At 55.1% G+C, this 21,799-nt stretch carries 21 protein-coding genes and 1 other RNA gene; 6 read left to right on the top strand and 16 right to left on the bottom strand.

Going from position 1 to position 21,799, the window contains the following annotated elements:
• Window positions 1-7 precede the first annotated feature (7 nt).
• The 4 genes from nrdE to ACXIZX_RS14245 all read right to left on the bottom strand — a co-directional run bounded on the left by nrdE (window position 8) and on the right by ACXIZX_RS14245 (window position 3,474).
• On the bottom strand, window positions 8-2,146 hold the full coding sequence (nrdE, locus tag ACXIZX_RS14260) for a class 1b ribonucleoside-diphosphate reductase subunit alpha (RefSeq protein ID WP_479404400.1): 2,139 nt from the start codon (window positions 2,144-2,146) through the stop codon (window positions 8-10).
• Window positions 2,125-2,529, bottom strand: coding sequence for a class Ib ribonucleoside-diphosphate reductase assembly flavoprotein NrdI (gene nrdI / locus ACXIZX_RS14255; protein ID WP_007886412.1), 405 nt, complete (start codon window positions 2,527-2,529; stop codon window positions 2,125-2,127). Before nrdI ends, nrdE begins: the two co-directional genes overlap by 22 nt.
• A gap of 3 nt (window positions 2,530-2,532) precedes the next feature.
• Window positions 2,533-2,775 carry a glutaredoxin-like protein NrdH gene (nrdH, locus tag ACXIZX_RS14250; RefSeq protein ID WP_008101624.1) on the bottom strand — a complete coding sequence of 81 codons (243 nt, stop codon included), beginning with the start codon at window positions 2,773-2,775 and terminating at the stop codon, window positions 2,533-2,535.
• A gap of 378 nt (window positions 2,776-3,153) precedes the next feature.
• Window positions 3,154-3,474, bottom strand: coding sequence for a DUF883 family protein (locus tag ACXIZX_RS14245; protein ID WP_008101623.1), 321 nt, complete (start codon window positions 3,472-3,474; stop codon window positions 3,154-3,156).
• A gap of 150 nt (window positions 3,475-3,624) precedes the next feature.
• Here ACXIZX_RS14245 and ACXIZX_RS14240 point away from each other — a divergent pair, with 150 nt between their 5' ends.
• The 4 genes from ACXIZX_RS14240 to ACXIZX_RS14225 all read left to right on the top strand — a co-directional run bounded on the left by ACXIZX_RS14240 (window position 3,625) and on the right by ACXIZX_RS14225 (window position 6,940).
• Window positions 3,625-3,963, top strand: coding sequence for a DUF2002 family protein (locus tag ACXIZX_RS14240; RefSeq protein WP_154155573.1), 339 nt, complete (start codon window positions 3,625-3,627; stop codon window positions 3,961-3,963).
• Window positions 3,964-4,095: 132 nt separating this feature from the next.
• Window positions 4,096-5,511 (top strand): S-methylmethionine permease, encoded by a 1,416-nt coding sequence (gene mmuP / locus ACXIZX_RS14235; RefSeq protein ID WP_179450852.1) that lies wholly within the window; start codon window positions 4,096-4,098, stop codon window positions 5,509-5,511.
• Window positions 5,501-6,436, top strand: a complete 936-nt coding sequence (gene mmuM / locus ACXIZX_RS14230; RefSeq protein ID WP_479404399.1) for a homocysteine S-methyltransferase — start codon at window positions 5,501-5,503, stop codon at window positions 6,434-6,436. The genes mmuP and mmuM overlap by 11 nt, the downstream gene beginning before the upstream one ends.
• Before the next feature lie 84 nt (window positions 6,437-6,520).
• Window positions 6,521-6,940 (top strand): hypothetical protein, encoded by a 420-nt coding sequence (locus ACXIZX_RS14225; protein WP_008101619.1) that lies wholly within the window; start codon window positions 6,521-6,523, stop codon window positions 6,938-6,940.
• Window positions 6,941-7,073: 133 nt separating this feature from the next.
• On the opposite strand, the gene speG is transcribed toward ACXIZX_RS14225, so the two are convergent.
• The 6 genes from speG to ACXIZX_RS14195 are packed head-to-tail and all read right to left on the bottom strand — an operon-like array spanning window position 7,074 to window position 12,598.
• Window positions 7,074-7,619 carry a spermidine N1-acetyltransferase gene (speG, locus tag ACXIZX_RS14220; protein ID WP_008101618.1) on the bottom strand — a complete coding sequence of 182 codons (546 nt, stop codon included), beginning with the start codon at window positions 7,617-7,619 and terminating at the stop codon, window positions 7,074-7,076.
• Window positions 7,616-8,308 (bottom strand): ABC transporter ATP-binding protein, encoded by a 693-nt coding sequence (locus ACXIZX_RS14215; protein WP_479404398.1) that lies wholly within the window; start codon window positions 8,306-8,308, stop codon window positions 7,616-7,618. Before ACXIZX_RS14215 ends, speG begins: the two co-directional genes overlap by 4 nt.
• On the bottom strand, window positions 8,301-9,134 hold the full coding sequence (locus ACXIZX_RS14210; RefSeq protein WP_479404397.1) for an ABC transporter ATP-binding protein: 834 nt from the start codon (window positions 9,132-9,134) through the stop codon (window positions 8,301-8,303). The genes ACXIZX_RS14215 and ACXIZX_RS14210 overlap by 8 nt, the downstream gene beginning before the upstream one ends.
• Window positions 9,124-9,981 (bottom strand): ABC transporter permease, encoded by an 858-nt coding sequence (locus ACXIZX_RS14205; RefSeq protein ID WP_008101592.1) that lies wholly within the window; start codon window positions 9,979-9,981, stop codon window positions 9,124-9,126. The genes ACXIZX_RS14210 and ACXIZX_RS14205 overlap by 11 nt, the downstream gene beginning before the upstream one ends.
• Window positions 9,978-11,030 (bottom strand): ABC transporter permease, encoded by a 1,053-nt coding sequence (locus ACXIZX_RS14200; RefSeq protein WP_061718036.1) that lies wholly within the window; start codon window positions 11,028-11,030, stop codon window positions 9,978-9,980. The genes ACXIZX_RS14205 and ACXIZX_RS14200 overlap by 4 nt, the downstream gene beginning before the upstream one ends.
• The gene (locus ACXIZX_RS14195) at window positions 11,030-12,598 is read right to left on the bottom strand and encodes an ABC transporter substrate-binding protein (RefSeq protein ID WP_479404396.1); all 1,569 of its coding nucleotides are present in this window, start codon (window positions 12,596-12,598) and stop codon (window positions 11,030-11,032) included. The genes ACXIZX_RS14200 and ACXIZX_RS14195 overlap by 1 nt, the downstream gene beginning before the upstream one ends.
• A 739-nt stretch (window positions 12,599-13,337) precedes the next feature.
• Between ACXIZX_RS14195 and mgtA the strand changes: the two genes are divergently transcribed.
• Entirely contained in the window at window positions 13,338-16,061 is a 2,724-nt protein-coding gene (gene mgtA, locus ACXIZX_RS14190; protein ID WP_479404395.1) for a magnesium-translocating P-type ATPase, read from the top strand.
• 133 nt (window positions 16,062-16,194) lie between these two features.
• On the opposite strand, the gene ACXIZX_RS14185 is transcribed toward mgtA, so the two are convergent.
• From ACXIZX_RS14185 to ACXIZX_RS14175, 3 genes are all read right to left on the bottom strand, one after another.
• A complete protein-coding gene (locus tag ACXIZX_RS14185) occupies window positions 16,195-16,854 on the bottom strand; it encodes an epoxyqueuosine reductase QueH (protein ID WP_479404394.1) in 660 nt (219 codons plus the stop codon).
• A gap of 123 nt (window positions 16,855-16,977) precedes the next feature.
• Window positions 16,978-17,334 (bottom strand): hypothetical protein, encoded by a 357-nt coding sequence (locus ACXIZX_RS14180; RefSeq protein WP_008101580.1) that lies wholly within the window; start codon window positions 17,332-17,334, stop codon window positions 16,978-16,980.
• 182 nt (window positions 17,335-17,516) lie between these two features.
• Window positions 17,517-18,836, bottom strand: coding sequence for a serine hydrolase domain-containing protein (locus tag ACXIZX_RS14175; RefSeq protein ID WP_479404393.1), 1,320 nt, complete (start codon window positions 18,834-18,836; stop codon window positions 17,517-17,519).
• Between the two features lie 106 nt (window positions 18,837-18,942).
• Here ACXIZX_RS14175 and ACXIZX_RS14170 point away from each other — a divergent pair, with 106 nt between their 5' ends.
• Window positions 18,943-19,860, top strand: coding sequence for a LysR family transcriptional regulator (locus tag ACXIZX_RS14170; RefSeq protein ID WP_479404392.1), 918 nt, complete (start codon window positions 18,943-18,945; stop codon window positions 19,858-19,860).
• Here ACXIZX_RS14170 and ACXIZX_RS14165 read toward each other — a convergent pair.
• From ACXIZX_RS14165 to smpB, 3 genes are all read right to left on the bottom strand, one after another.
• Window positions 19,827-20,681, bottom strand: coding sequence for a PA4780 family RIO1-like protein kinase (locus ACXIZX_RS14165; protein ID WP_036647485.1), 855 nt, complete (start codon window positions 20,679-20,681; stop codon window positions 19,827-19,829). The genes ACXIZX_RS14170 and ACXIZX_RS14165 overlap by 34 nt on opposite strands.
• A 107-nt stretch (window positions 20,682-20,788) precedes the next feature.
• Window positions 20,789-21,151: a transfer-messenger RNA gene (ssrA, locus tag ACXIZX_RS14160) on the bottom strand.
• Between the two features lie 44 nt (window positions 21,152-21,195).
• Window positions 21,196-21,678 (bottom strand): SsrA-binding protein SmpB, encoded by a 483-nt coding sequence (smpB, locus tag ACXIZX_RS14155; RefSeq protein WP_007886141.1) that lies wholly within the window; start codon window positions 21,676-21,678, stop codon window positions 21,196-21,198.
• Window positions 21,679-21,799: the final 121 nt, after the last annotated feature.

Raw genomic sequence — 21,799 nt, 5'->3', positions numbered from 1 at the left:
GTTTTCATCACAGTGAGCAGGAGACGCAGCCCTGCACCTCGGTGCCTTGAAGCGCCATCTGGCGCAGACGAATGTAATAGAGCGTTTTAATGCCTTTCTTCCACGCGTAAATCTGCGCTTTGTTGATATCGCGCGTGGTGACGTCGTCGCGGAAGAACAGCGTCAGCGACAAGCCTTGGTCGACATGCTGCGTGGCTTCGGCGTAGGTATCAATAATCGCTTCGGGCCCAATCGAGTACGCATCCTGATAAAGGTCGAGATTGTCGTTGGTCATAAACGGAGCCGGATAATAGACGCGGCCGGTTTTGCCCTCTTTACGGATCTCAATGCGCGACACAATCGGGTGAATGCTGGAGGTCGCATGGTTGATGTACGAGATCGAACCGGTTGGCGGAATCGCCTGCAGGTTCTGGTTGTACAGCCCATGCTGCATCACCGCTGCACGCAGCGCTTGCCAGTCGGCCTGCGTCGGCAGAGCCAGTCCGGCATCAGCGAACAGTTTTGCCACACGCGCGGTGCGTGGTTGCCACGCTTGTTCGGTGTACTTGTCGAAATATTGACCGCTGGCGTATTTCGAGTCGGCGAAACCGTCGAAACTCTTTTGATGCTCCTGCGCCAGCAGATTCGAGGTGCGCACGGCGTGATAGGTGACGCAATAGAAGTAGAGATTGGTGAAATCCAGCGCTTCTTCTGAACCGTACGCCATGCCTTCGCGCGCCAGATAACCGTGCAGGTTCATCTGGCCGAGGCCAATCGCGTGCGAGCGGCGATTGCCTTCCGCCACCGACGGCACCGAATTGATCTCACTCATCTCGGAAACTGCGGTCAGCGCACGCACGGCGGTTTCCACGGTTTGCGCCAGATTGCGCGAATCCATCGCATGGGCAATGTTGAGCGAGCCGAGGTTGCAGGAGATATCTTTGCCGACGCGACGGTAGCTGAGATCGTCATAGAACTCACTGGCGCTATTAACCTGCAAAATCTCGGAACAGAGATTACTCATGTTGATGCGGCCGGCAATCGGATTGCTGCGGTTCACGCTGTCTTCGAACATGATGTACGGATAGCCCGACTCAAACTGAATCTCTGCCAGCGTCTGGAAGAAATCGCGCGGTTTGATATAGGTTTTGGTGATGCGATCGTCCGCCAGCATCTCGTCGTAATGCTCGCTGATGCTGATATCACCAAAGGCTTTGCCGTAGATGCGCTCAACATCGTACGGCGAGAACAGCGCCATATCGCGATTCTCTTTCGCCAGCTGGAAGGTGATATCCGGGATCACCACGCCAAGCGACAGCGTTTTGATGCGGATCTTCTCGTCGGCATTTTCGCGTTTGGTATCGAGAAAACGGAAAATATCCGGATGATGGGCATTCAGCCACACCGCGCCTGCGCCCTGACGCGCACCGAGCTGGTTGGCGTAGGAAAATGCATCTTCCAGCATCTTCATCACCGGAATCACGCCGGACGACTGGTTCTCAATGCGCTTAATCGGCGCACCTGATTCACGCAGGTTGGAGAGCAGGAACGCTACGCCGCCCCCGCGTTTCGACAGCTGCAACGCCGAGTTCACAGCGCGACCAATCGATTCCATATTGTCTTCGATGCGCAGCAGGAAGCAGGAGACCAGCTCGCCGCGCTGCTGCTTACCGCAGTTAAGGAAGGTTGGCGTAGCCGGCTGGAAGCGACCGCTCAGCATTTCTGCCAGCAGCTCGCGCGCTAAGGTTTCATTGCCGCGTGCCAGCGTCAGCGCCACCATGCAGGCGCGCTGTTCGAAAGTTTCCAGATAGCGTTTGCCGTCGAAAGTTTTCAGCGTGTAGCTGGTGTAAAACTTCCATGCACCGAGGAAGGTGTGAAAAGTGAAACCCGCCGCATCGGCTTCATCGTGCAGCTGGCACAGGAAAGCGAAATCGTACTGATTCAGCACTTCGGCTTCGTAGTAGCCTTCGGCCACCAGATAGCGCAGGCGTTCACCCGCAGAGGCAAACTGCACGGTATTGGGTTGCACATGCTGCAGGAAGAACTGGCGCGTCGCTTCGTGATCTTTGCTGAACTGGATGCGGCCATCGGCGTCATACAGGTTCAGCATCGCGTTAAGCGCGTGGTAATCAGTCAGCGAGCTGTTTAGGGTGTCTGTCGTTGCCAAAATTGGGTCACTCCCGCTTTTACATTAGCGATATCGTCGGGGGTTCCCATCAGCTCAAAGCGGTAGAGATAGGGAACCTGACATTTCTGCGCAATGATGTCGCCCGCCAGGCAATAGCCTTCACCGAAGTTGCGGTTACCGGCAGCAATCACCCCGCGAATCCCGCGTCGGTTGGCATCATCATTAAGGAATTGAATCACTTGTCTCGGCACGGCTCCGCGCGAACTGCCGCCGCCGTAGCTCGGCACCACTAAAATGTAGGGCTGTTCGATATGCAGGCGCTGCGTGCCATCAACCGGAATACGGCGGGCAGGTAGCCCAAGACGCGTGATGAATCGGTGCGTGTTTTCCGACTGGCTAGAGAAATAGACCAGTGGAAACATGGCTTATCCCCCGACGGCCGCGAGCTGGCGCAGGCTGGCAATTTTGTCGGGACGGAAGCCACTCCAGTGATCGTCCTGCGTCATCACCACCGGCACCTGGCGATAGCCGAGAGATTTGAGGTTGTCGATGGCTTCGGGTTGGGTATCAAGGTTAATCAGCTGATAGTCGATACCTTTGCGGTCCATGGCATTTTTTGTCGCATTGCACTGGACACAGTTGTCTTTGGTGTAAATAATAATGCGCATGATTCGTATTTCCCTTTGATTGCGGTCAGATTGCGAGATACGAAGCAAATTCCTGTTTGCATCGAACTTCGTCCTTGACGACATTTGGTAGCTGGTTGATGGGTTGAATACTAGATGTAGTGATTAAAAGGGTCAAGCCCACCAGATATAGGGTTTTGTTATTTTGATCTTCGGATAATCGCTAAGCCCAGAGATCATGCGCCTTCCAGGCCGGAAAAATTTTTTGTAAAGGGAATGAGGTGGGAAGGTTGGTTGGATTTTGTGCGATCTGGACCTCATCCCAGCCTTCTCCCGCTTGCGGGTGAGGGAAAGCGAGCACTATCTCGCGCCCACAAAAAAGCCCCGCATCAGCGAGGCTTATTGAGTCTACTTTCAGGCTTATCGGCGTGAAGACACCAGCAGCGCACCTAGCACTAAACCGATTGCCGCACCCACGCCAACGCCGTGCCACGGCTTGTCGTGTACATACGCATCAACCTGCGTACCGGCGTCACGCGCCGCTTGCGATACGCGACTCTGTCCGCCGCTCAGTTTGGCACGCGTCTGCTTCAGCAGCGCCTGCGCCTGGCTGCGTGCATTATCAACCTCATCTTTAGCTTCACTGCCATAAGATTTAAGTAACGCCTCTAGCGAATCGGCCAGTTCGTTTACATCCTGATTAATATCAATGTCATCGTTTTTTGCGCTTCGATTAAACATTTTTTAGCTCCCTTTGATTTAAAACGTAATACTCAGTGTAGACGAAGCGTGATTAAACGCAGGGATGTGCCAGGCTTTAGGGAAAATTCCGAATGCCCATGCCATCCTGCTGCTGTAAGGTTGCGGGGCTGTGAGAAGAGAGGAGCAAGCATGTATTTACGACCAGATGAGGTAGCGCGCGTACTTGAGAAAGTGGGCTTCGAAATGGATACCCAAACGCCAAAAATTTACGGTTATCGTCGCGGCGATAACTATGTGTACGTCAATCGCGAAGCGCGTATGGGACGGACCGCCTTAATCATTCACCCGACGCTGAAAGAAAAAAGCCAGAGCTTTGCTGAACCGGCCTCAGAGATGAAAACCTGCGATCACTACACACAATTCCCACTCTATTTAATGGGCGATTCGCAGGAGCATTACGGTATTCCGCACGGCTTCAGCTCGCGCGTTGCGCTTGAGCGTTATCTGCAAGGCGTATTCGGCGCCTGATCTTGCGCCCCGTCAACGCGGGGCCGCAAATCCTCACTTAATCCTTACCTTCTGCCCCGTTGCAAATCCGCACGCTGACGCGTATAACCCTGTGTCCATATAGATGTTCAGACGTCCATACGGATAAATATGATGCAAACTCAGGATACGCCTCCGCAGGAAAATTTTAAGCGCACCATGAAAGTACGGCATCTGGTGATGCTGTCGCTTGGCGGTGTGATCGGAACCGGACTGTTCTTCAATACCGGCTATATCATCTCAACCACCGGCGCAGCCGGTACGTTGCTGGCCTATCTGATTGGTGCGCTGGTGGTGTGGCTGGTAATGGTTTGTCTCGGCGAATTGGCCGTTGCGATGCCGGAAACCGGCGCGTTCCACGTCTATGCCGCACGCTATCTCAGCCCGGCCACAGGCTATACCGTCGCCTGGCTTTACTGGCTCACCTGGACGGTGGCGCTGGGTTCCAGCCTTACCGCCGCCGGATTCTGCATGCAGTATTGGTTCCCGAGCGTGCCGGTATGGATGTGGTGTCTGGTGTTCTGCATCGCTATTTATCTGCTGAATATTGTCTCGACGCGCTTCTTCGCCGAAGGTGAATTCTGGTTCTCCATCATCAAAGTGATCACCATCATCGCCTTTATCATTCTCGGCGCAGGCGCGATCTTTGGTTTTATCCCGATGAAAGACGGCAGCGCCGCGCCGGGATTGCACAATCTCACCGCTTCCGGCTGGCTGCCGCATGGCACGTTGCCGATTCTGATGACCATGGTGGCGGTCAACTTCGCTTTCTCGGGCACGGAATTGATTGGCATCGCCGCCGGTGAAACCGAGCAGCCGCAAAAAGCGTTGCCGCTGGCGATCCGCACCACCGTTGCACGGTTGATCATCTTCTTTATCGGCACGGTATTCGTGCTGGCGGCGCTGATCCCGATGGATCAGGCGGGGATCGTCAAAAGCCCGTTTGTGCTGGTGTTTGAAAAGATCGGCATCCCGTACGCGGCGGATATCTTCAACTTCGTGATCCTTACCGCCATCCTCTCCGCCGCCAACTCCGGCCTGTATGCTTCTGGCCGCATGTTGTGGTCGCTGGCCAATGAGAAGACGCTGCCGCGCTGTTTTGCGCGCGTTAATCGTCGCGGCATTCCGGTGCTGGCGCTGACCGTAAGCATGATTGGCGGCCTGCTGGCGCTGTTCTCAAGCGTGATTGCGCCGGACACGGTGTTTGTGGCGCTGTCGGCGATTTCCGGTTTTGCCGTGGTAGCGGTGTGGCTCAGCATCTGCGCCTCACACTATGTGTTCCGTCGTCGCCATCTGCAGGCGGGCGGCACTTTACAACAGCTGGCATATCGCGCGCCGCTCTATCCGCTGACGCCGATTCTGGGTTTCCTGCTTTGCCTGCTGGCGTGCGTCGGATTGGCGTTCGATCCGTCGCAGCGCATTGCGTTGTGGTGCGGCATTCCGTTTGTGCTGTTCTGCTATGCCGCATACCATGTCACGCAACGACGCAAGTCATCCCTTAAGGCTGAGGAGGCCAACGATGTCGCGTAATCCCATCGCGCAGGCACTAACCCAAACTGACACGCTGATTCTTGATGGTGCGCTGGCGACCGAGCTGGAAGCGCGCGGCTGCAATCTGGCCGATGCGTTGTGGTCGGCCAAAGTGCTGGTAGAAAATCCTGAGCTGATTTATCAGGTGCATCACGACTACTTTGCTGCTGGCGCGCATGTGGCGATTACCGCTAGCTATCAGGCCACGCCACAGGGTTTTGCCGCGCGCGGCTTAGATGAAGCGCAGGCGCTGGCACTGATCACCCAGAGCGTACAGCTGGCGCAGCGCGCGCGTGACGATTATCGCGCATCCTCGGCCAGCACCGCGCCATTGCTGGTGGCCGGATCCGTCGGGCCATATGGCGCGTTTCTGGCGAATGGCGCGGAGTATCGTGGTGATTACGCGCTGCCGGAAGAGCAGATGAAAGCATTCCACCGTCCGCGCGTTACGGCGTTGCTGGAAGCGGGTGTCGATCTGCTAGCCTGCGAAACGTTGCCGTCCTTCGCTGAGGCGCAGGCGCTGGTGAGTTTACTGGCCGAATTCCCTGACAGCAGCGCATGGTTCTCTTTTACCCTGCGCGATGCCGAACACATCAGCGACGGTACGCCGCTGAGCAAAGTGGCGCAGCTGGTGAATGCGGCACCGCAAGTAGTGGCGATTGGCATCAACTGCGTGGCGCTGGAGAGCGTGACGCCCGCACTGCGCAGCTTACAGGCGCTGTGTGACAAACCGCTGCTGGTCTATCCGAACTCCGGCGAGCAGTACGACGCCAGCAGCAAAACCTGGCACTCCGCGCCATCGGGTTGCACGCTGCACGACAAGTTCGCCGAATGGCAGCAGGCGGGCGCACGTCTGATTGGCGGCTGCTGCCGCACCACGCCGCAGGATATCGCGGCGATTGCTGCTTGTTGTCAACCGCAATAAAGCGCAGAAAATCATCAGTGATAGCGCGATTAAGCACAGAAGGGCAGTTTACACTGTCCTATCTGATGCTGAAGCGGACCTGCTATGAACCTGCGACCTCTTTTTCCTGCCTGTGCGCTACTGCTGAGCGGCTGCGCCACTATTGTCGGCACTGAAACGCAACCGGTAAAAATCGACTCCTTGCCGCAGGGCGCGCGTTTCACCGTGCAGGATGAGACCGGACGCGCGGTGGCACAGGGTTATACGCCGCAAACCGTTGAGCTGGCGAAATCTACCGGGAATTATTTTGGTAAGAAGCACTATCAGGTGATGCTGGAGAGTCCGGGCTACGTGCCGCTAACCTTGCCGATCGAGGCCAACGCCAATTTGTGGTATTTGCTGGGCAATATTCCGCTGTTGGGCTTCCCCGGCTGGCTGCTGGTCGATCCCTTTTATGGCGGTATGTACGATCTCAAACCTGAACATCCGCAGCCGAAGCTGAACGTCGTCGGGGCGCGCGGTTGATTACGCCGCCATTTTTGGCGTAATGCCGCTCACTTGAGCAATAAATGCTTATGTATGAAGGTGCGCATGAATGCGCACCCTACGAAAACCTCGGCAAACAGCTGTTGGGTCGCCATTCATGGCGACCCAACGATTACTGCGCGGTGGGCTTCACCATCGCATTAGCGCTTTTATGCTGCGCCAGATGCTGCTGCTGGAAAATGCACATGCGGATAGTGTTGCGGTATTCGCCGTTGATGAAAAATTCGTGCTTCAGTACGCCTTCCACCTCAAAACCCAGCTTGGTGTAGATATGCACCGCCTTCTTATTCTCTTCATCAACAATCAGATAGAGTTTGTAGAGATTCAGCACCGAAAAGCCGTAATCCATCGCTAACTTTGCCGCTTTCGTGGCTAAGCCTTTGCCCTGATGTGAAGGATCGATAATGATCTGAAACTCAGCGCGGCGATGCACGTGATTAATCTCGACCAACTCCACCAAACCGGCTTTGTGTCCATCATGCTCTACCACAAAGCGACGCTCGGTTTGGTCGTGGATGTGTTTGTCATACAGGTCAGAAAGCTCGACGAAGGCTTCGTACGGCTCCTCAAACCAGTAACGCATCACGCTGGCGTTATTATCTAATTGATGCACAAAGCGTAAATCTTCCCGCTCCAGCGGGCGTAACTTAACCGTCATACGGTATTCCTTGTTGTTGAATGTTGTTCCACGATGTGGCCCTGCGCCATGCGCGCCGCGCGATCGCACATGTGATCGATCACATCCGGATCGTGGCTGACCAGCACCATGGTTAAACCATCTTTCTGCTTCAGATCGTTGAGCAGGTTGAGGATCTCGGCCTGTACCGACATGTCCAGCGCCGAGGTCGGCTCATCCAGCAGCAGGATCTTCGGGTCCAGCAGCAGGGCGCGCACAATCGCCACGCGCTGACGCTGACCGCCCGAAAGCTGATGCGGATAGCGATCCGCCAGCGCCGGATCCAGCCCGACATGGCGGAAGCCGGCATTAATGCGGTCATCGATATTATCACGCTTGAGCATTTTCAGCGGTTCCGCCAGCGTGCGACGCAGGCGATGGCGCGGATGCAGTGAAGCGTAGGGATCCTGGAACACCATCTGCACATCGCGACGCAGTTGGCCGGTGAAGGCTTTACCGGGCTGCACGGCGGTGCCCGCCAGCGACATGCTGCCGCTCCAGTGCGGATTCAATCCCGCCAGCACCCACAGCAGCGACGACTTGCCGCAGCCGGACGGGCCAACCAGACCAAAACACTCGCCGGCCGCAACCTGCAGCGACACATCGTGCACCACGGTGCGCAGCTCGTAACCTTGCTTGTGCGAAACGCTGAGGTTCGATAACTCAATCATAATTCTTCTCCAGCGCCGCACGATCCAGCACCGGCAAGCGCTCGCCGTGCGTGGCTTTACTCGGACGACAGGCCCACAACGTGCTGGTATAAGGATGGCTGGCGTTGGAGAGCTCGGACGCCGGCAAGGTATCCAGCACGCGGCCCTGATACATCACCATCACGCGCTCGCAGTGTTCGGAAACCTGCTGCAGATCGTGGCTGATCAGCAGCAAACCCATGTTGCGCTGCTCCACCAGACGACGAATCAGCGCCAGCACCTGATCGCGCATTGCGTGATCGAGTGCTGAGGTCGGTTCATCGGCGATCAGTAATACAGGATCGGTGATCAGGGCGATCGCCAGCATCACGCGTTGTCCCATGCCGCCAGAGAGTTGATGCGGATAGCGCTTCATCAGCTGACGCGGATCGGGCAAGCCAACCGCATCCAGCATCTCGCACACTTTCTCTTTGCGCTCGGCGCGGCTCAATTTGTGGTGCAGCACCAGCGGTTCTTCCACCTGCCAGCCAATAGTGCGCGTGGGATTGAGCGCATATTTCGGATCCTGCATCACCATCGCTACTTTGCTACCGCGCAGCTGGATCCAGTCACGCTCGCGTAGGCTCAGCGCATCGGTGCCGACAATCTGCAAACGCTCGGCCTTCAGATGTAGTGAAGGCGACAGCAAGCCCATCAGCGTGCGCGCGGTGAGTGATTTACCGGAGCCGGATTCACCCACCAACGCCACGCGCTCGCGGCCAATTTGAAAGCCGATGTTATCGACCAGCAGCGCATCATCGCTGCGAATCGTCAGGCCTTGTACATCAATTAACAGATCATTTGGCATGGCGAGTATCCAGTCGGTCACGCAGGCCATCGCCTGTCAGGTTAAACGCCAGGCTGGCGAACAGAATCGCGCCGCCGGGTGCGGCGGCAACCCACCATTGGTCGAAGATCACTTTACTGCCTTCCGCCACCATCGAACCCCATTCAGCGGTAGGCGGTTGCACGCCCATGCCGAGGAAGCCGAGGCCAGCGGCAGAAAGAATAATGCCGCCGAGGCTCAGCGCGGCGCGCACCACCGCCGTTGGCATACACAGCGGCAGAATATGACCAAACATCAGGCGCAAGCCGGTGATGCCCTGCATGCGCGCGGCGGCGAGGTAATCACTGCGGCGCAGCGCCAGCGTTTCCGCACGCGCCTGACGGGCAAACGGCGGCCAGCTGGTAAGCGCCAGCGCCAATGCGCCATTCATCAAGCCGGGGCCGAGCATGGCGACCAGCGCCAGCGCGATCACCAGATTCGGCAGCGACAGGAAGATATCGGTAATGCGCATTAACACGCGCTCGGTCCAGCCGCCAACGTAACCGGCGGTGATGCCTACCAACAGGCCAACCGGAATGGTCAACACCAGAATCAGTGACACCAGCAGCAGCGTTGGGCGCGCGCCGTAAATCACGCGTGACAGCAGATCGCGGCCAAAGCCATCGGTGCCGAACCAGTGCAGCGCCGACGGCGCTTGTAAACGCTGTGAAATGATCTGCGCATTGGGATCAAAGGGCGCCAGCAACGGCGCGAACAATGCCATCGCCACCACAATCAGCACCAGCGTCAGGCCGATGGTGAGTGAGGTCACGCGCGCGCGGCGGCGGCGCGGACGCAGCGTTTCCAGTTCAGAGAGTTGTTGAGTCATCGGGTTCTCGGATCGGTTAACCAGGTCAGGGCATCGGCCAGCGCGTTGAGCAGGATAAAGCAGCTGCCAATCAGCAAGGTCGAGCCGAGAATCGCCGGTACATCAGAGGAAAACAGCGCGTTGGTCATGTAGCGACCGACGCCCGGCCAGGCAAATACCGTTTCGGTCAATACCGAACCTTCCAGCAGCGTGGCGTAGGAGAGGGCGATAACGGTAATCAGCGTGCCCAGCACGTTGGGGAAAATATGACGCAGCAAAATGCGGCCACGGCTGGCACCTTTGGCGCGCGCCAGTACCACGTACTCTTTGTTGCTCTCTTCCAGCAGCGCTGCGCGCAGCAGGCGCGTAATGCCCGCCATCGCCAGCAGGCCGAGAATCACCACTGGCAGCCACAAATGGGCAATCGCATTGCGGAACATCTCGGGATCGCCGGACATCCAGCTATCAATCAGCACAAAGCCGGTTTTCGGCTCCAGCGTGTAGATCCAGATGTCATCGAGCTGGCCCGGTCCGGCGGACCAGTGCAGCACGGCGTAAAACAGCAGCAAACCCAGCAGGCCGAGCCAGAACACTGGCACCGAGTAGCCAAGCAGCGACACAAAGCGCGCCACGTTATCGATGATGCTGCCCGGTTTCCACGCCGCCAGCAGCGCCAGGGCAATGCCGAACACTGCAGCAAAAATCATCGCGCAGGTCGCCAGCTCAATGGTGGCGGGGAAGGTACGCATCAGGTCGGCGCTGACCGGTTGATTGGTTAGGTGCGATAAGCCGAGATCGCCGCGCGCCAGATGGCTGATATAGCGCCAGAACTGCACCAGCACCGGCTGATCGAGGCCGAGATCGTGGCGCACCTGCGCGTAAGTGGCTTCGCTGGCGTGATCGCCGGCGATCTGTTGCACCGGATCGACAGGCGACAGGTGCGACAGCATAAAAGTGAACGCTAACAAACCGACCAACGTCACCAGCAGCGAAAGCAGGCTGGTGACGATGTGGCTAAAACGTTGCCAGAGTGGCCGGGCGAACCCGGCCTGTGAAGCTGACACTGCCATTACTTAGAAACCTGCGAGTAATAGACCATGTCCGGGTTGATGCCCTGCACATAGCCTTGCAGATTGTCGCGCAGCGCAATCAGGTTTTTCGCCTGCAAGCCAATCACGTACGGCGAGTTCTTCAGCACTTCACGCTGCATCGCCTGATAAAGTTCGATGCGCTTGTTGTTATCGCTCTCGGCGGTGGCGGCCAGCGTTTGCTTGTTCAGCTCTGGAATATGCCAGTCAGAACGGTAAGCCACAGTTTTGCTGCCATCTTCCGGGTTGTAAGCGAAGGACGCGGCGTTGGTATTAGGATCGAAATAGTCTGCGCCCCAGGCATTGAGGGTGGCTTCGTATTTGTGCGCCTTCACGCGGGTAGAGACTTCAGAGCTCAGGCCAGGCTGCACTTCAACCTTCACGCCGCCTTTAGCAAAGCTGCCCTGCAGCGCCTGCGCGATATCGAGGTAAGGCGGCTGATTGCTGGTGGAGAGCTTGAAGCTGACGTTAGTCAGACCGGCTTTCTTCAGAATCGCTTTGGCTTTCTCAGGATCGTAGGTGTATGGCGTGTCGTTGATTGCGCCGAGGAAGCCTTTTGGAAGGAAGGTCTGATGCACGTCGAACTGGCCTTTCAGCAGGTCGTTAGCGATACCTTTATAGTCGAACAGGTAACGAGCCGCTTCCCACAGCGCCGGGTTCTTCAGCACCGGATTTTCACCAATGTTGAACTGGATGTAATAGAGCGACGCCATCGGGATCGCTTCGGTCTTCACACCCGCTTTGCCTTTCAGCGAGGCAATCTGATCCGCGCCGAGGTTACGCGCGATATCTACATCGCCCTGTTCAAGCAGCAGACGGCGCGCAGCCGGTTCCGGGACGTTTTTGATCAGAATATTTTTCAGCTTCGGTGCGCCCGCCGGTGATGTTGGGTTGGCGCTCAGCAGAATCGCTTCATGCAGCACCACTTTACGAATCTGATACGGGCCGCTACCGGCAGAGTGGGTGCCGAGCCATGCGTGGCCGAAGTCACCGTTCTTCGCGTTGGCCTGCGCGGTTTTCTCATCAACAATCGAAGAGACCGGCGCGGAGAGCAGACTGAGCACATACGCCGGGCTGACGTTAGCGCTCCAGCTGATCTGGACGTGGTTGTCATCAACCTTCTTCAGGAAGGTATCGACGTTATCTTTATTCCAGCCGAGCTGGGTAAGAATAAAGGAGGGATCGAGGTTCAGTTTCACCACGCGACCCAGCGAGAAGATAACATCTTCCGGACGCAGCGGATTGCCGCTGGCGAACTGAGCGCCTTTGCGCAGTTCAAACGTCAGGCTGCGATTATCGCTGCCCGCTTGCCAGGAGGTAGCCAGCGTTGGCTTCAAGTCGGTAGGATTGGTCGGATCGGACTGAACCAGGCGCTGATAAATGTTAGTGAACGCTTGCACTGTTGTGAGTTCAAAGCCCTGCGCGGGATCGAAGCTGTCGGCATCGTCGGTGGACTGGGCAATAACCAGCGTATCTTTCGGCGTCGCTGCCTGAACAGAGAAGGCGGCTACCAGCGATAACGCCAGCAGTGATGGAATAATTTTTTTCATGTTGTTTCCTTGCCTAAAAAAAGTAACGCGAGTTTACGAGAGCGCAGCAGTGAAGAATAGTCAATTTCAGGCTATGCATATGCATTAATGGTCTAAGTCGGGTGGTTCAGTTATAAGGGTTGAAGGTTGCATGGCCATCGTAGGGTCGCCATTCATGGCGACCGGAATGGTATATATCAACTCAACTGCAACGAAATATAAATGTTCTGTGATTAACCAATAATTAACTTTACTTCGTTCCTTCCGGGAATATAATGGCCGCAATTTCAAAGCAGGAGAGTTCAGTTGGACAGTCACCCTTTTAGTTGGCATCACAAGGCAAGCTGACGCGCGAACTTTTTTGTCGCTGCTTGCCACCATGGCGGGCAGCAATCCTCCCTTTTTTTGATGATTGTTCCCTTAAAACGACACTGTAACGGGCCAAAGCCCGTGGGAAGATCATCATGCACATGATTTTTAACACACTTTTCCCTCCGCCTCGATACGCGCGCTGAACCTCAGCGTGCTGATTTGCGCTGCGCATTAGACAGCTTTTCGCTGTTCGATTGCGTGGTGTTTACCTTCGTCTTTATTTATTACTCGTTATTTTGCGAGCGACTCTTTTCGTCTTTAATTTCCGGGAGGTGATATGGAAATTCCCGACAGGTTATTTTTAATTTAAAAAACGCATAGCCGTTAATTTAATTTGTGTGCCACGCATGCAGGGATTTTTATTGCCGTAATAAAGAGGAATGTCACCATGACTGACATGAAACTCAACCAGGAAAAAAAGGCCTGGAATACCACGCGCCAGCCGCGTCAAAAAACACCTCGTTACCTGATTGAAGATGAAGCCGGTTTCACTGCCGATGAAACGCTGGTGCGTCTGCGCAGCGATGCGCTTGGCCTGAGTGAACGTGAAGCCGAGGCACGTTTAGGCGTCTATGGCCGCAATCAGGTTGAGCACGACAAAGCGCCACCGGCGTTATTGCAGTTGCTGCAGGCGTTCAACAATCCGTTTATCTATGTCCTGATGGCGCTGGCGTTGGTGAGCTTTTTCACTGATTTCTGGCTGCCGCTGCGCAACGGCGAGGAGACCGACCTGACCGGTGTCATCATCATTGTGACGATGGTAACGCTCAGCGGTTTGCTGCGCTTCTGGCAGGAGTTCCGTACCAATAAAGCGGCGCAGGCGCTGAAATCAATGGTGCGCACCACCGCAACGGTGCTGCGTCGTGAGTCAGCGCAGCAAGCGCCGCTCAAACAGGAAGTGGATATCGCCACGCTGGTGCCGGGTGACATCATCTATCTGTCGGCGGGAGATTTGGTGCCTGCCGATGTGCGCCTGCTGGATTCACGCGATCTGTTTATCAGCCAGGCGATTTTGACTGGCGAATCGTTACCGGTTGAAAAATATGACGTCACCGGCCACGTCACCAGTAAAAGCAGCGGGGCCAGCGAGCAGGGCACCTCGCTGCTGGAACTGGGTAGCGTTTGCCTGATGGGCACCAACGTGTCCAGCGGTAGCGCGAAAGCGGTAGTGGTGGCGACAGGCAGCGAAACCTATTTCGGCAGCCTGGCGAAATCGATTGTTGGTAACCGCTCACAAACCGCCTTTGATCGCGGGGTAAACAGCGTGAGCTGGCTGCTGATCCGCTTCATGCTGGTGATGGTGCCGATAGTGCTGCTGATTAATGGCCTAACCAAAGGTGACTGGCTTGACGCGTCACTGTTTGCGCTGGCGGTGGCGGTGGGCTTAACGCCTGAAATGTTGCCGATGATCGTCAGCTCGAATCTGGCGAAAGGTGCCATCGCCATGTCGCGGCGTAAAGTGATCGTCAAGCGTCTGAATGCGATTCAAAACCTTGGCGCGATGGATATTCTCTGCACCGACAAAACCGGCACGCTGACGCAGGACAACATCATTCTGGAGCATCATCTGGATTGTGCTGGCGTGGAGAACTCACGCGTGCTGATGCTGAGCTGGCTCAACAGCCATTATCAAAGTGGCACGTTGAACCTGATGGATCGCGCAATTTTGCAGTACGGCAAAAACCGCGTCAGCGAGGCGGTGGGCGATACCTATATCAAAGTGGATGAACTGCCGTTCGATTTCATTCGCCGTCGCGTTTCGGTGGTGGTGCGCGATCGTCGTCTCAATCAACAGATGTTGATCTGCAAAGGCGCGGTGGAAGAGATGCTGAGCATCGCGACTGCCGAGCGTGAAGGCAAACTGGTGCAGCCGCTGAACGAAACGCGTCGGGCAGAACTGCTGGCGTTGGCACATCAATACAATGAGCAGGGTTTCCGCGTGCTGCTGGTGGCGAGCCGCGTGCTGGCGGAGCCGGGTTTACAACAGCCGCTGAGCGTGGCGGATGAGCAAGGATTAACGGTTGAAGGGCTGCTGACTTTCCTCGATCCACCGAAAGAGAGTGCCGCCAAAGCCATCGGCGCGCTGCGCGACAATGGCGTCAGCGTCAAAGTGCTGACAGGCGATAATCCGGTGGTCACCGCGCGCATTTGCCAGCAGGTTGGCATCGACAGCGGCGCCATCATCATCGGCGATCAGATTGCCCTGATGAGCGACGAGCAGCTGGCCGATGCCGCCGCGCAGAGTTCGGTATTCGCTAAACTCACGCCGCTGCAAAAATCACGCATTCTGCGCGCGCTGCAGCAGCAAGGGCATACCGTGGGCTTCCTCGGCGACGGGATTAATGATGCCCCGGCGCTGCGTGATGCCGATGTCGGGATTTCCGTTGATAGCGCGGCGGATATTGCCAAAGAGTCCTCCGATATCATTCTGCTGGAAAAAGATTTGATGGTGCTGGAAGAGGGCGTAATGAAGGGACGCGAAACCTTCGGCAACATCATCAAGTACCTGAACATGACCGCCAGCTCTAACTTCGGCAACGTATTCTCGGTGTTGGTGGCGAGCGCCTTTATTCCGTTCCTGCCGATGCTGGCTATACATTTGCTGATTCAGAACCTGATGTACGATCTGTCCCAGCTGGCGCTGCCGTGGGACAAAATGGACCGCGAGTTCCTGCGCAAACCGCGTAAATGGGACGCGCGTAATATCAAACGCTTTATGCTGTGGATTGGGCCAACGTCGTCGATTTTCGATATCACCACTTTCGCGCTGATGTGGTACGTGTTCGCGGCGAATACGCCAGAAATGCAGTCACTGTTCCAGTCCGGCTGGTTTATTGAAGGCTTGCTGTCGCAGACGCTGGTGGTGCACATGCTGCGCACGCAAAAGATTCCGTTTATTCAGAGCCGTGCGGCGCTGCCGGTGCTGCTGACCACTGCGTGTGTGATGATCGCCGGCATTCTGCTGCCGTTCTCACCGCTGGGTGCGATGGTGGGATTGGTGCCGCTGCCATGGTCTTACTTTCCATGGCTGGTGGCGACGCTGCTCGGTTATTGCGTGGTCGCGCAGGGCATGAAAATGCTCTACATCAAGCGTTTTGGTCAGTGGTTTTAAACACATGGAGGCGAAATGCGTAACCGCAATCTCAATAAGGTGGTGTTTCACCTGATACTGATGATGATCGTCATCGTGGTGTTAACGCTGGTGTTTCGTTAACGAAAAAGGGCAGAATTTCCTGCCCTTTTCTTTACTCTTCGTCTGGCTGGTAATACTGCACGCCGATCTCAATGCGCTCGCGGCCGCTGGCTACGCGATGGCGATTGCTGTCGCGCAGTGAATAGATGCAGCCGCAATACTCTTGCTGATAAAAACGTTCACGCTTGCTGATCTCAATCATGCGTGACGAGCCACCACCTTTACGCCAGTTAAACTCCCAATAAAGCATATTGGGGTAGTGCGCCGCAGCGCGCACGCCGCAGTCGTTGATCTGCTGCATATTCTTCCAGCGCGAAATACCGAGTGAACTGGTGATCACCGGGAAGCCGTTTTCATGTGCATACAGCGCGGTGCGTTCAAAGCGCATGTCGAAACACATGGTGCAGCGCACGCCGCGCTCCGGTTCCCACTCCATGCCGCGCGCCCGCTCAAACCAGTTATCTTTGTCGTAATCGGCATCGACAAAGGGCACGCCAAACTGCTCGGCAAAACGGATGTTCTCCTCTTTACGCAGCTCGTACTCTTTCAGCGGATGAATGTTCGGATTGTAGAAGAAGATGGTGTAATCGATGCCGGAAGCCAGCATCGCTTCCATCACTTCGCCCGAGCAGGGCGCACAGCAGGAGTGCAACAGCACTTTGTTGTGACCGTTGGGTAAAGGCAAAGGCTGGCGGGTAAAGGAGTCAGACATAAGCTTTATTGGTTAATGGAGTGTTGCGTAAAGTCTAAGGGGATAGCGCTGAAGATGCAAAGTTGAGGAAAAACAGGCAATAAAAAAGGCCGCAAAAGCGGCCTCTTAGTTGAGCGAAGAAAGTTATTCAGTCACTTTCTTTTTCAGATCGCTGGCACCTTCTTTGGTTTTATTCCAGCCTTTCTGCGTGCCTTCTTTGGTGGCATCCCAACCTTTCTCAGAACCTTCTTTGGTTTTGTTCCAGGCTTTCTGCGTACCTTCGCTAGCTTTGCTGGTCATGCTGTCGCTTTTACCTTCAGCGGCATGCTTGGCTTTGAGCTGCTGCTCTTTACCTTCGTTCTGCGCCTGATGCAGTTTTTCTTTAGCGGTGTTAGCACCGGCCTGCGCGTTAGCGACAGTCTCATCAGTTGCATGTGTGGTCGCGGCAAAAGCCGAAGAAGCCATCAGAATGGCTGACAGTGCAATAATGGTCTTTTTCATAATTCCCTCTTTCATGAAATATGTCGTCTCAGGTATTCATCCTGGCATAGGCCGGGATGGAAAGATTTAAGAATAAACCAGGAATGAAAAAGGTCTAGTTTCGTTGGTTAAATCGACACCAGATAGCATTTTAGGTTGTTGCAGAGAGTGAAGGGAGCCACCTTAACGGTGGCCGCGCAGCATTAATCTGCCAGTTGCTGCGCAATCGCGCTATACATTAACGCCGCTTCAAGTGGCTGAGCATTCATCTTTGGTTCCGCTTCCGGCCAGGTTGACCATTGCACGATCACCAGGTTTTCAGCACGGTTCACCATAATCACCTGACCATAAATTCCCAGCGCCCACAGGGAATTTTTCAACGCTTTATCGGCGGTTGGAGCGACATGTTGCGCATTGGCGGCAACCGCGTTGTTCCACCACTGATAGCCATAGGTGCCTTCAGGATGAGCGGCGGATACCGAGTTACGCGCCTGCGTCCAGTTGGATGCATCATCCAGCCAGTGATCGGGCAATATCTGCTGACCATTTGGCAAACGACCATCATTCATGATGAACAAGCCGAAGCGGCCCCAATCTTCCAGCGTGGCGTTAAAACCATGCGCGCCCACGTCGTGCTGGCCTTTGGCATAGGCATGCCACACGCCATCGCTGGCCATGCCGTAAGGCTTCCAGATGGATTGCTCCAGCCAGGAGGCGATTGACATGCCGGTCGCTTTCTCCAGCACATCGCCGAGCAACCACGCACCGCCGGATGAGTACGACCAGGATTCTCCCGCCGGATGTGCGCGATGCAGCTGTTTGATGATATTGCGCACGCAATCGTAGGTGCCAGGGCGCGCTTCACACTGCGTCAGATGCGCAAAGTCAGAGTTGGGATTGGTGTAATCCTCGTTCCAGGCAACACCGGAAGTGTGCTGGATCAATTGCTTCAGCGTGACGCCATCCCAGGCGCTGCCTTTGAGATCTGGTTCGTAATCCGTCACCCGATCGTCAAGTGAATGGATTTTACCTTGCTTGATAGCAATGCCTACCAGCGTGGAAACGACCGATTTGCCCACTGAACGAGACGTCCATAATGTCTGGTCGGTGTTGCCTTCGCCGAGATATTTATAGGCAATTTTCCCGTTCTTTAGCACCAGCATGCCGCTGACATTTTCCCGTTTCAGGTAATCGGACAATGAATAGCGTTCGCCGTTAAAGGTGTAAGAAGCATCGGTCAGCGGCTTGCTGGCGGCTTTCAATGGCGTTGAATCGCCATGATGAAATACATCGCCCGCGTAGTTGCGGTAATCATTGCGGAATCCCACCACGCGATCGGCCTGGCTCCAGCTCAGCATCTGATGCGGATTCGGCAGCTTTTTATCAAAAGGCTGCGGGCAAGATTGCAGCATTACGCCACCGCAATTCTGTGTTTCCGCCGCGAAGGTGTGCGAGGCGAAGGAAAGGGCGATCGCGCTTAGCGATGCGGCCATCAGGATGGGTTGTAAAAGACGTTTTTGCATTTTGTTCTCTGCGCTTGAGGAGTGAATACGCAGCAGTATATGAACGGTTAATCCCCTGATAAAATCACTAAATGGGGGAAAAACCCTCTCAATTATGGAATCTGTTATGACCGCGTTGCGCTACTCTTTTTCGCAAATTGAAGCCTTTGCCACGATTGCTGAAACCGGCAGCGTTTCGAAAGCTGCCCTGTTGCTGGGGAAGGATCGCACCACGGTGCGTGACTTGCTGGATTATCTTGAAGATGCGTTGGGTTACACGCTGTTCTTACGGGAAGGGCGCAGGTTACTGCTGACTGAGAAAGGCCAACAGCTACATCGCCAGGCGCATCTTTTTCTGCGCCAGGCGCAGGCATTTGAATCTTACGCGCGCGCATTGCCTGCTGCCATCGAGCAGGAACTGGTGCTGGTTTACGATCCTTTCGTTCCGCACGCTTTTCTTCACGCTGTGATTGAATACATGGCCGAGAAGAACATCCGTTTTAACACATGGAGCGTTACGCGTGATGAGGCTGAAGCGGCGCTCAAAAATGGGAGGGCGCATGTTGCTATCTGCCAGGCGCAGCATCGCACGCTGGGAAATGAGATGGAATGGCAGGCGCTGGGAACCATCGAACTTAATTTTTTCGCCGCCCGCACGCTCTTCCGCGATCAGCCGCAGCCGGTGACGCTGCTTGATCTGTCACTGATTCCGCAGTTGGTGATGCATCCCCACTACGATGAACAGATTAGCCGACGCCTGCAAATTTCTGGCAAGTCCCTGTTCGTTAACGATCGCGCCATCCTGCAACATTTGCTGGAAAGTGGCGCAGGCTGGGGATTCCTGCCGATGCATTTTCAGGCCCAGCAGTGGCGCAATGTGCAACTATTGCCCACCGAAGTCGGCAATCAGGGATTGAATGTTACGCTGGTAACGTTATGGAATCCGGGGGGCAATAAGCATGCGATAGCCGAGGCGTTTATTGCCAGCCAGCCCGAGCTGTGGAGCCGCATCTATTCTTCGTCGCGTTCTTTAGCGGCGCGCTGACGATCGTAGAACTCATCTTCGGCGGCGATGATCTCATCCATCAGAGAATTCATATCCACTTCATGCAACTCTTCTACGAAGAGGCCGGTCAGCGGCGTTTCTGGCGTCAGCTTTCCGTCTTCATATAACTGCCAGATCTCTTTCGCATAGCGCGTTTGTAAAATCTGCGGCGCGTATTGCCCGTAATAAGCGGTGATGTTGTTTACATCGCGCTCAAACATTGATTCTGCGTGGTTGTTTGCGGCGGCATCGACAGCTTGCGGCAAGTCGATAATGACCGGTCCGTTGGCATCCTGTAGCACGTTGAATTCCGACAGATCGCCATGAACAATGCCGGCGCACAGCATGCGCACGATATTGCGGATCATGGTATCGAAATCCTTCATGGCGTTCTCTTCGGAGAGGAACACATCACTCAGGCGTGGCGCAACCAGGCCTTCTGCGTCTGTGACCAGCTCCATCAACAATACGCCGTCGATGCAAATGTAGGGCTGTGGGACGCGCACGCCAGCATTCGCCAGGCGGAATAACGCATCAACTTCGGCGCTTTGCCAGGTCTCTTCTTGCTGCTTACGCCCGAATTTCGACCCTTTTTGCATCGCACGTGAATTGCGGCTGTTACGGACTTTACGTCCTTCCTGATAATGTACGGCCTGCTTAAAACTTCGTTGCGTGGCGTCCTTGTACACTTTGGCACATTGGATTTTGCCGCCCGTTAACACGGTATAAACGTCAGCTTCTTTGCCGCTTCTTAGTCTCTGTAGTACTTCATCTACCAAGCCATCATCGACGAGAGGCTGGAGTCGGTTTGGGATTTTCATGCGAGTCGCCTTGAAAGAGTCCAGATACAAAAAAGCCCGTAAGGCTTGCGCCATACGGGCTCTTAGGACTTCATCGAATGACTCTGGTAATCATCGATGGAGAATTTTGGTGGAGCTGGCGGGAGTTGAACCCGCGTCCGAAATTACTACACCGTCGGCACTACATGCTTAGTCAGTCTTTACATTCGCCGGCCAGCTGCGGACAGACACGCCACTGACAAACTAGCCTGATTAGATTTAGTGCTTCAACCCCAGGCAAGGCATCCACACGATCTCTTTTGGGTTTGACCTCTCTTGATCCCCGTCTTAAGAGCGGAAGCTAGGGAGAGAGGGCTTCAAAGCAGGTTATTAAGCTGCTAAAGCGTAGTTTTCGTCGTTTGCGACTATTTTTTTGCGGCTTTTTACGAGGCAAACCGCCCCTCGGCATGCTCCTAAGGCTTCACAATCCCGTCGAGTCCAGAATCAGCCCCAAGAAATTTCAATACTACAGACAAGTGACGTCAAGATCCAGCGCTTAACGCTTTGAATTCTTCATAATACGTGCTTTATCCATCTTCCATTCGCGCTCTTTAACGTCATCACGCTTGTCGTGCTCTTTCTTACCGCGCGCCACACCAATCTTCAGTTTGGCCCAGGCATTTTTCCAGTACATCGACAGTGCAACCACGGTAAAGCCTTCACGGTTAACGCGACCATACAGCGAATCGAGTTCGCGTTGTTTTAGCAGCAGCTTGCGGCTTCGCGTGGGATCACACACCACATGCGTTGAAGCCACCGCTAGCGGCTGGAAAGTAGAGCCGAACAGGTAAGCTTCACCATCGCGCAGCAGAATGTAGCTATCGCTGATGTTTGCCTTACCGGCACGCAGTGATTTGACTTCCCATCCTTGTAACGACATACCCGCCTCGAACTCTTCTTCAATGAAGTATTCATGACGTGCGCGTTTATTGAGGGCAATAGTGGCTGAACCGGGTTTGTTAACTTTTTTCTTTGTCATAGTGCGGCGTAGTCTACATCACTCAGTTTATGGGCGCATCCCCTGTCCTGCAGGGCGGTAAAAAACACTCCATTTTAGCACAGCAAGCAAAGCCGTGAATTTTTGTTTGGTGACCGAAAAT

This window comes from Candidatus Pantoea symbiotica, from assembly GCF_056491525.1.
This window is presented reverse-complemented; position numbering and strand designations above follow the sequence as displayed.

Excerpts from the sequence above, each read along its gene's own strand:
- nrdI (WP_007886412.1), bottom strand. The coding sequence starts at position 2,529 with ATGTTTCCACTGGTCTATTTCTCTAGCCAGTCGGAAAACACGCACCGA.
- nrdH (WP_008101624.1), bottom strand. The coding sequence starts at position 2,775 with ATGCGCATTATTATTTACACCAAAGACAACTGTGTCCAGTGCAATGCG.
- ACXIZX_RS14245 (WP_008101623.1), bottom strand. The coding sequence starts at position 3,474 with ATGTTTAATCGAAGCGCAAAAAACGATGACATTGATATTAATCAGGAT.
- ACXIZX_RS14240 (WP_154155573.1), top strand. The coding sequence starts at position 3,625 with ATGTATTTACGACCAGATGAGGTAGCGCGCGTACTTGAGAAAGTGGGC.
- mmuP (WP_179450852.1), top strand. The coding sequence starts at position 4,096 with ATGCAAACTCAGGATACGCCTCCGCAGGAAAATTTTAAGCGCACCATG.
- mmuM (WP_479404399.1), top strand. The coding sequence starts at position 5,501 with ATGTCGCGTAATCCCATCGCGCAGGCACTAACCCAAACTGACACGCTG.
- ACXIZX_RS14225 (WP_008101619.1), top strand. The coding sequence starts at position 6,521 with ATGAACCTGCGACCTCTTTTTCCTGCCTGTGCGCTACTGCTGAGCGGC.
- speG (WP_008101618.1), bottom strand. The coding sequence starts at position 7,619 with ATGACGGTTAAGTTACGCCCGCTGGAGCGGGAAGATTTACGCTTTGTG.
- ACXIZX_RS14215 (WP_479404398.1), bottom strand. The coding sequence starts at position 8,308 with ATGATTGAGTTATCGAACCTCAGCGTTTCGCACAAGCAAGGTTACGAG.
- ACXIZX_RS14210 (WP_479404397.1), bottom strand. The coding sequence starts at position 9,134 with ATGCCAAATGATCTGTTAATTGATGTACAAGGCCTGACGATTCGCAGC.
- ACXIZX_RS14205 (WP_008101592.1), bottom strand. The coding sequence starts at position 9,981 with ATGACTCAACAACTCTCTGAACTGGAAACGCTGCGTCCGCGCCGCCGC.
- ACXIZX_RS14200 (WP_061718036.1), bottom strand. The coding sequence starts at position 11,030 with ATGGCAGTGTCAGCTTCACAGGCCGGGTTCGCCCGGCCACTCTGGCAA.
- ACXIZX_RS14195 (WP_479404396.1), bottom strand. The coding sequence starts at position 12,598 with ATGAAAAAAATTATTCCATCACTGCTGGCGTTATCGCTGGTAGCCGCC.
- mgtA (WP_479404395.1), top strand. The coding sequence starts at position 13,338 with ATGACTGACATGAAACTCAACCAGGAAAAAAAGGCCTGGAATACCACG.
- ACXIZX_RS14185 (WP_479404394.1), bottom strand. The coding sequence starts at position 16,854 with ATGTCTGACTCCTTTACCCGCCAGCCTTTGCCTTTACCCAACGGTCAC.
- ACXIZX_RS14180 (WP_008101580.1), bottom strand. The coding sequence starts at position 17,334 with ATGAAAAAGACCATTATTGCACTGTCAGCCATTCTGATGGCTTCTTCG.
- ACXIZX_RS14175 (WP_479404393.1), bottom strand. The coding sequence starts at position 18,836 with ATGCAAAAACGTCTTTTACAACCCATCCTGATGGCCGCATCGCTAAGC.
- ACXIZX_RS14170 (WP_479404392.1), top strand. The coding sequence starts at position 18,943 with ATGACCGCGTTGCGCTACTCTTTTTCGCAAATTGAAGCCTTTGCCACG.
- ACXIZX_RS14165 (WP_036647485.1), bottom strand. The coding sequence starts at position 20,681 with ATGAAAATCCCAAACCGACTCCAGCCTCTCGTCGATGATGGCTTGGTA.
- smpB (WP_007886141.1), bottom strand. The coding sequence starts at position 21,678 with ATGACAAAGAAAAAAGTTAACAAACCCGGTTCAGCCACTATTGCCCTC.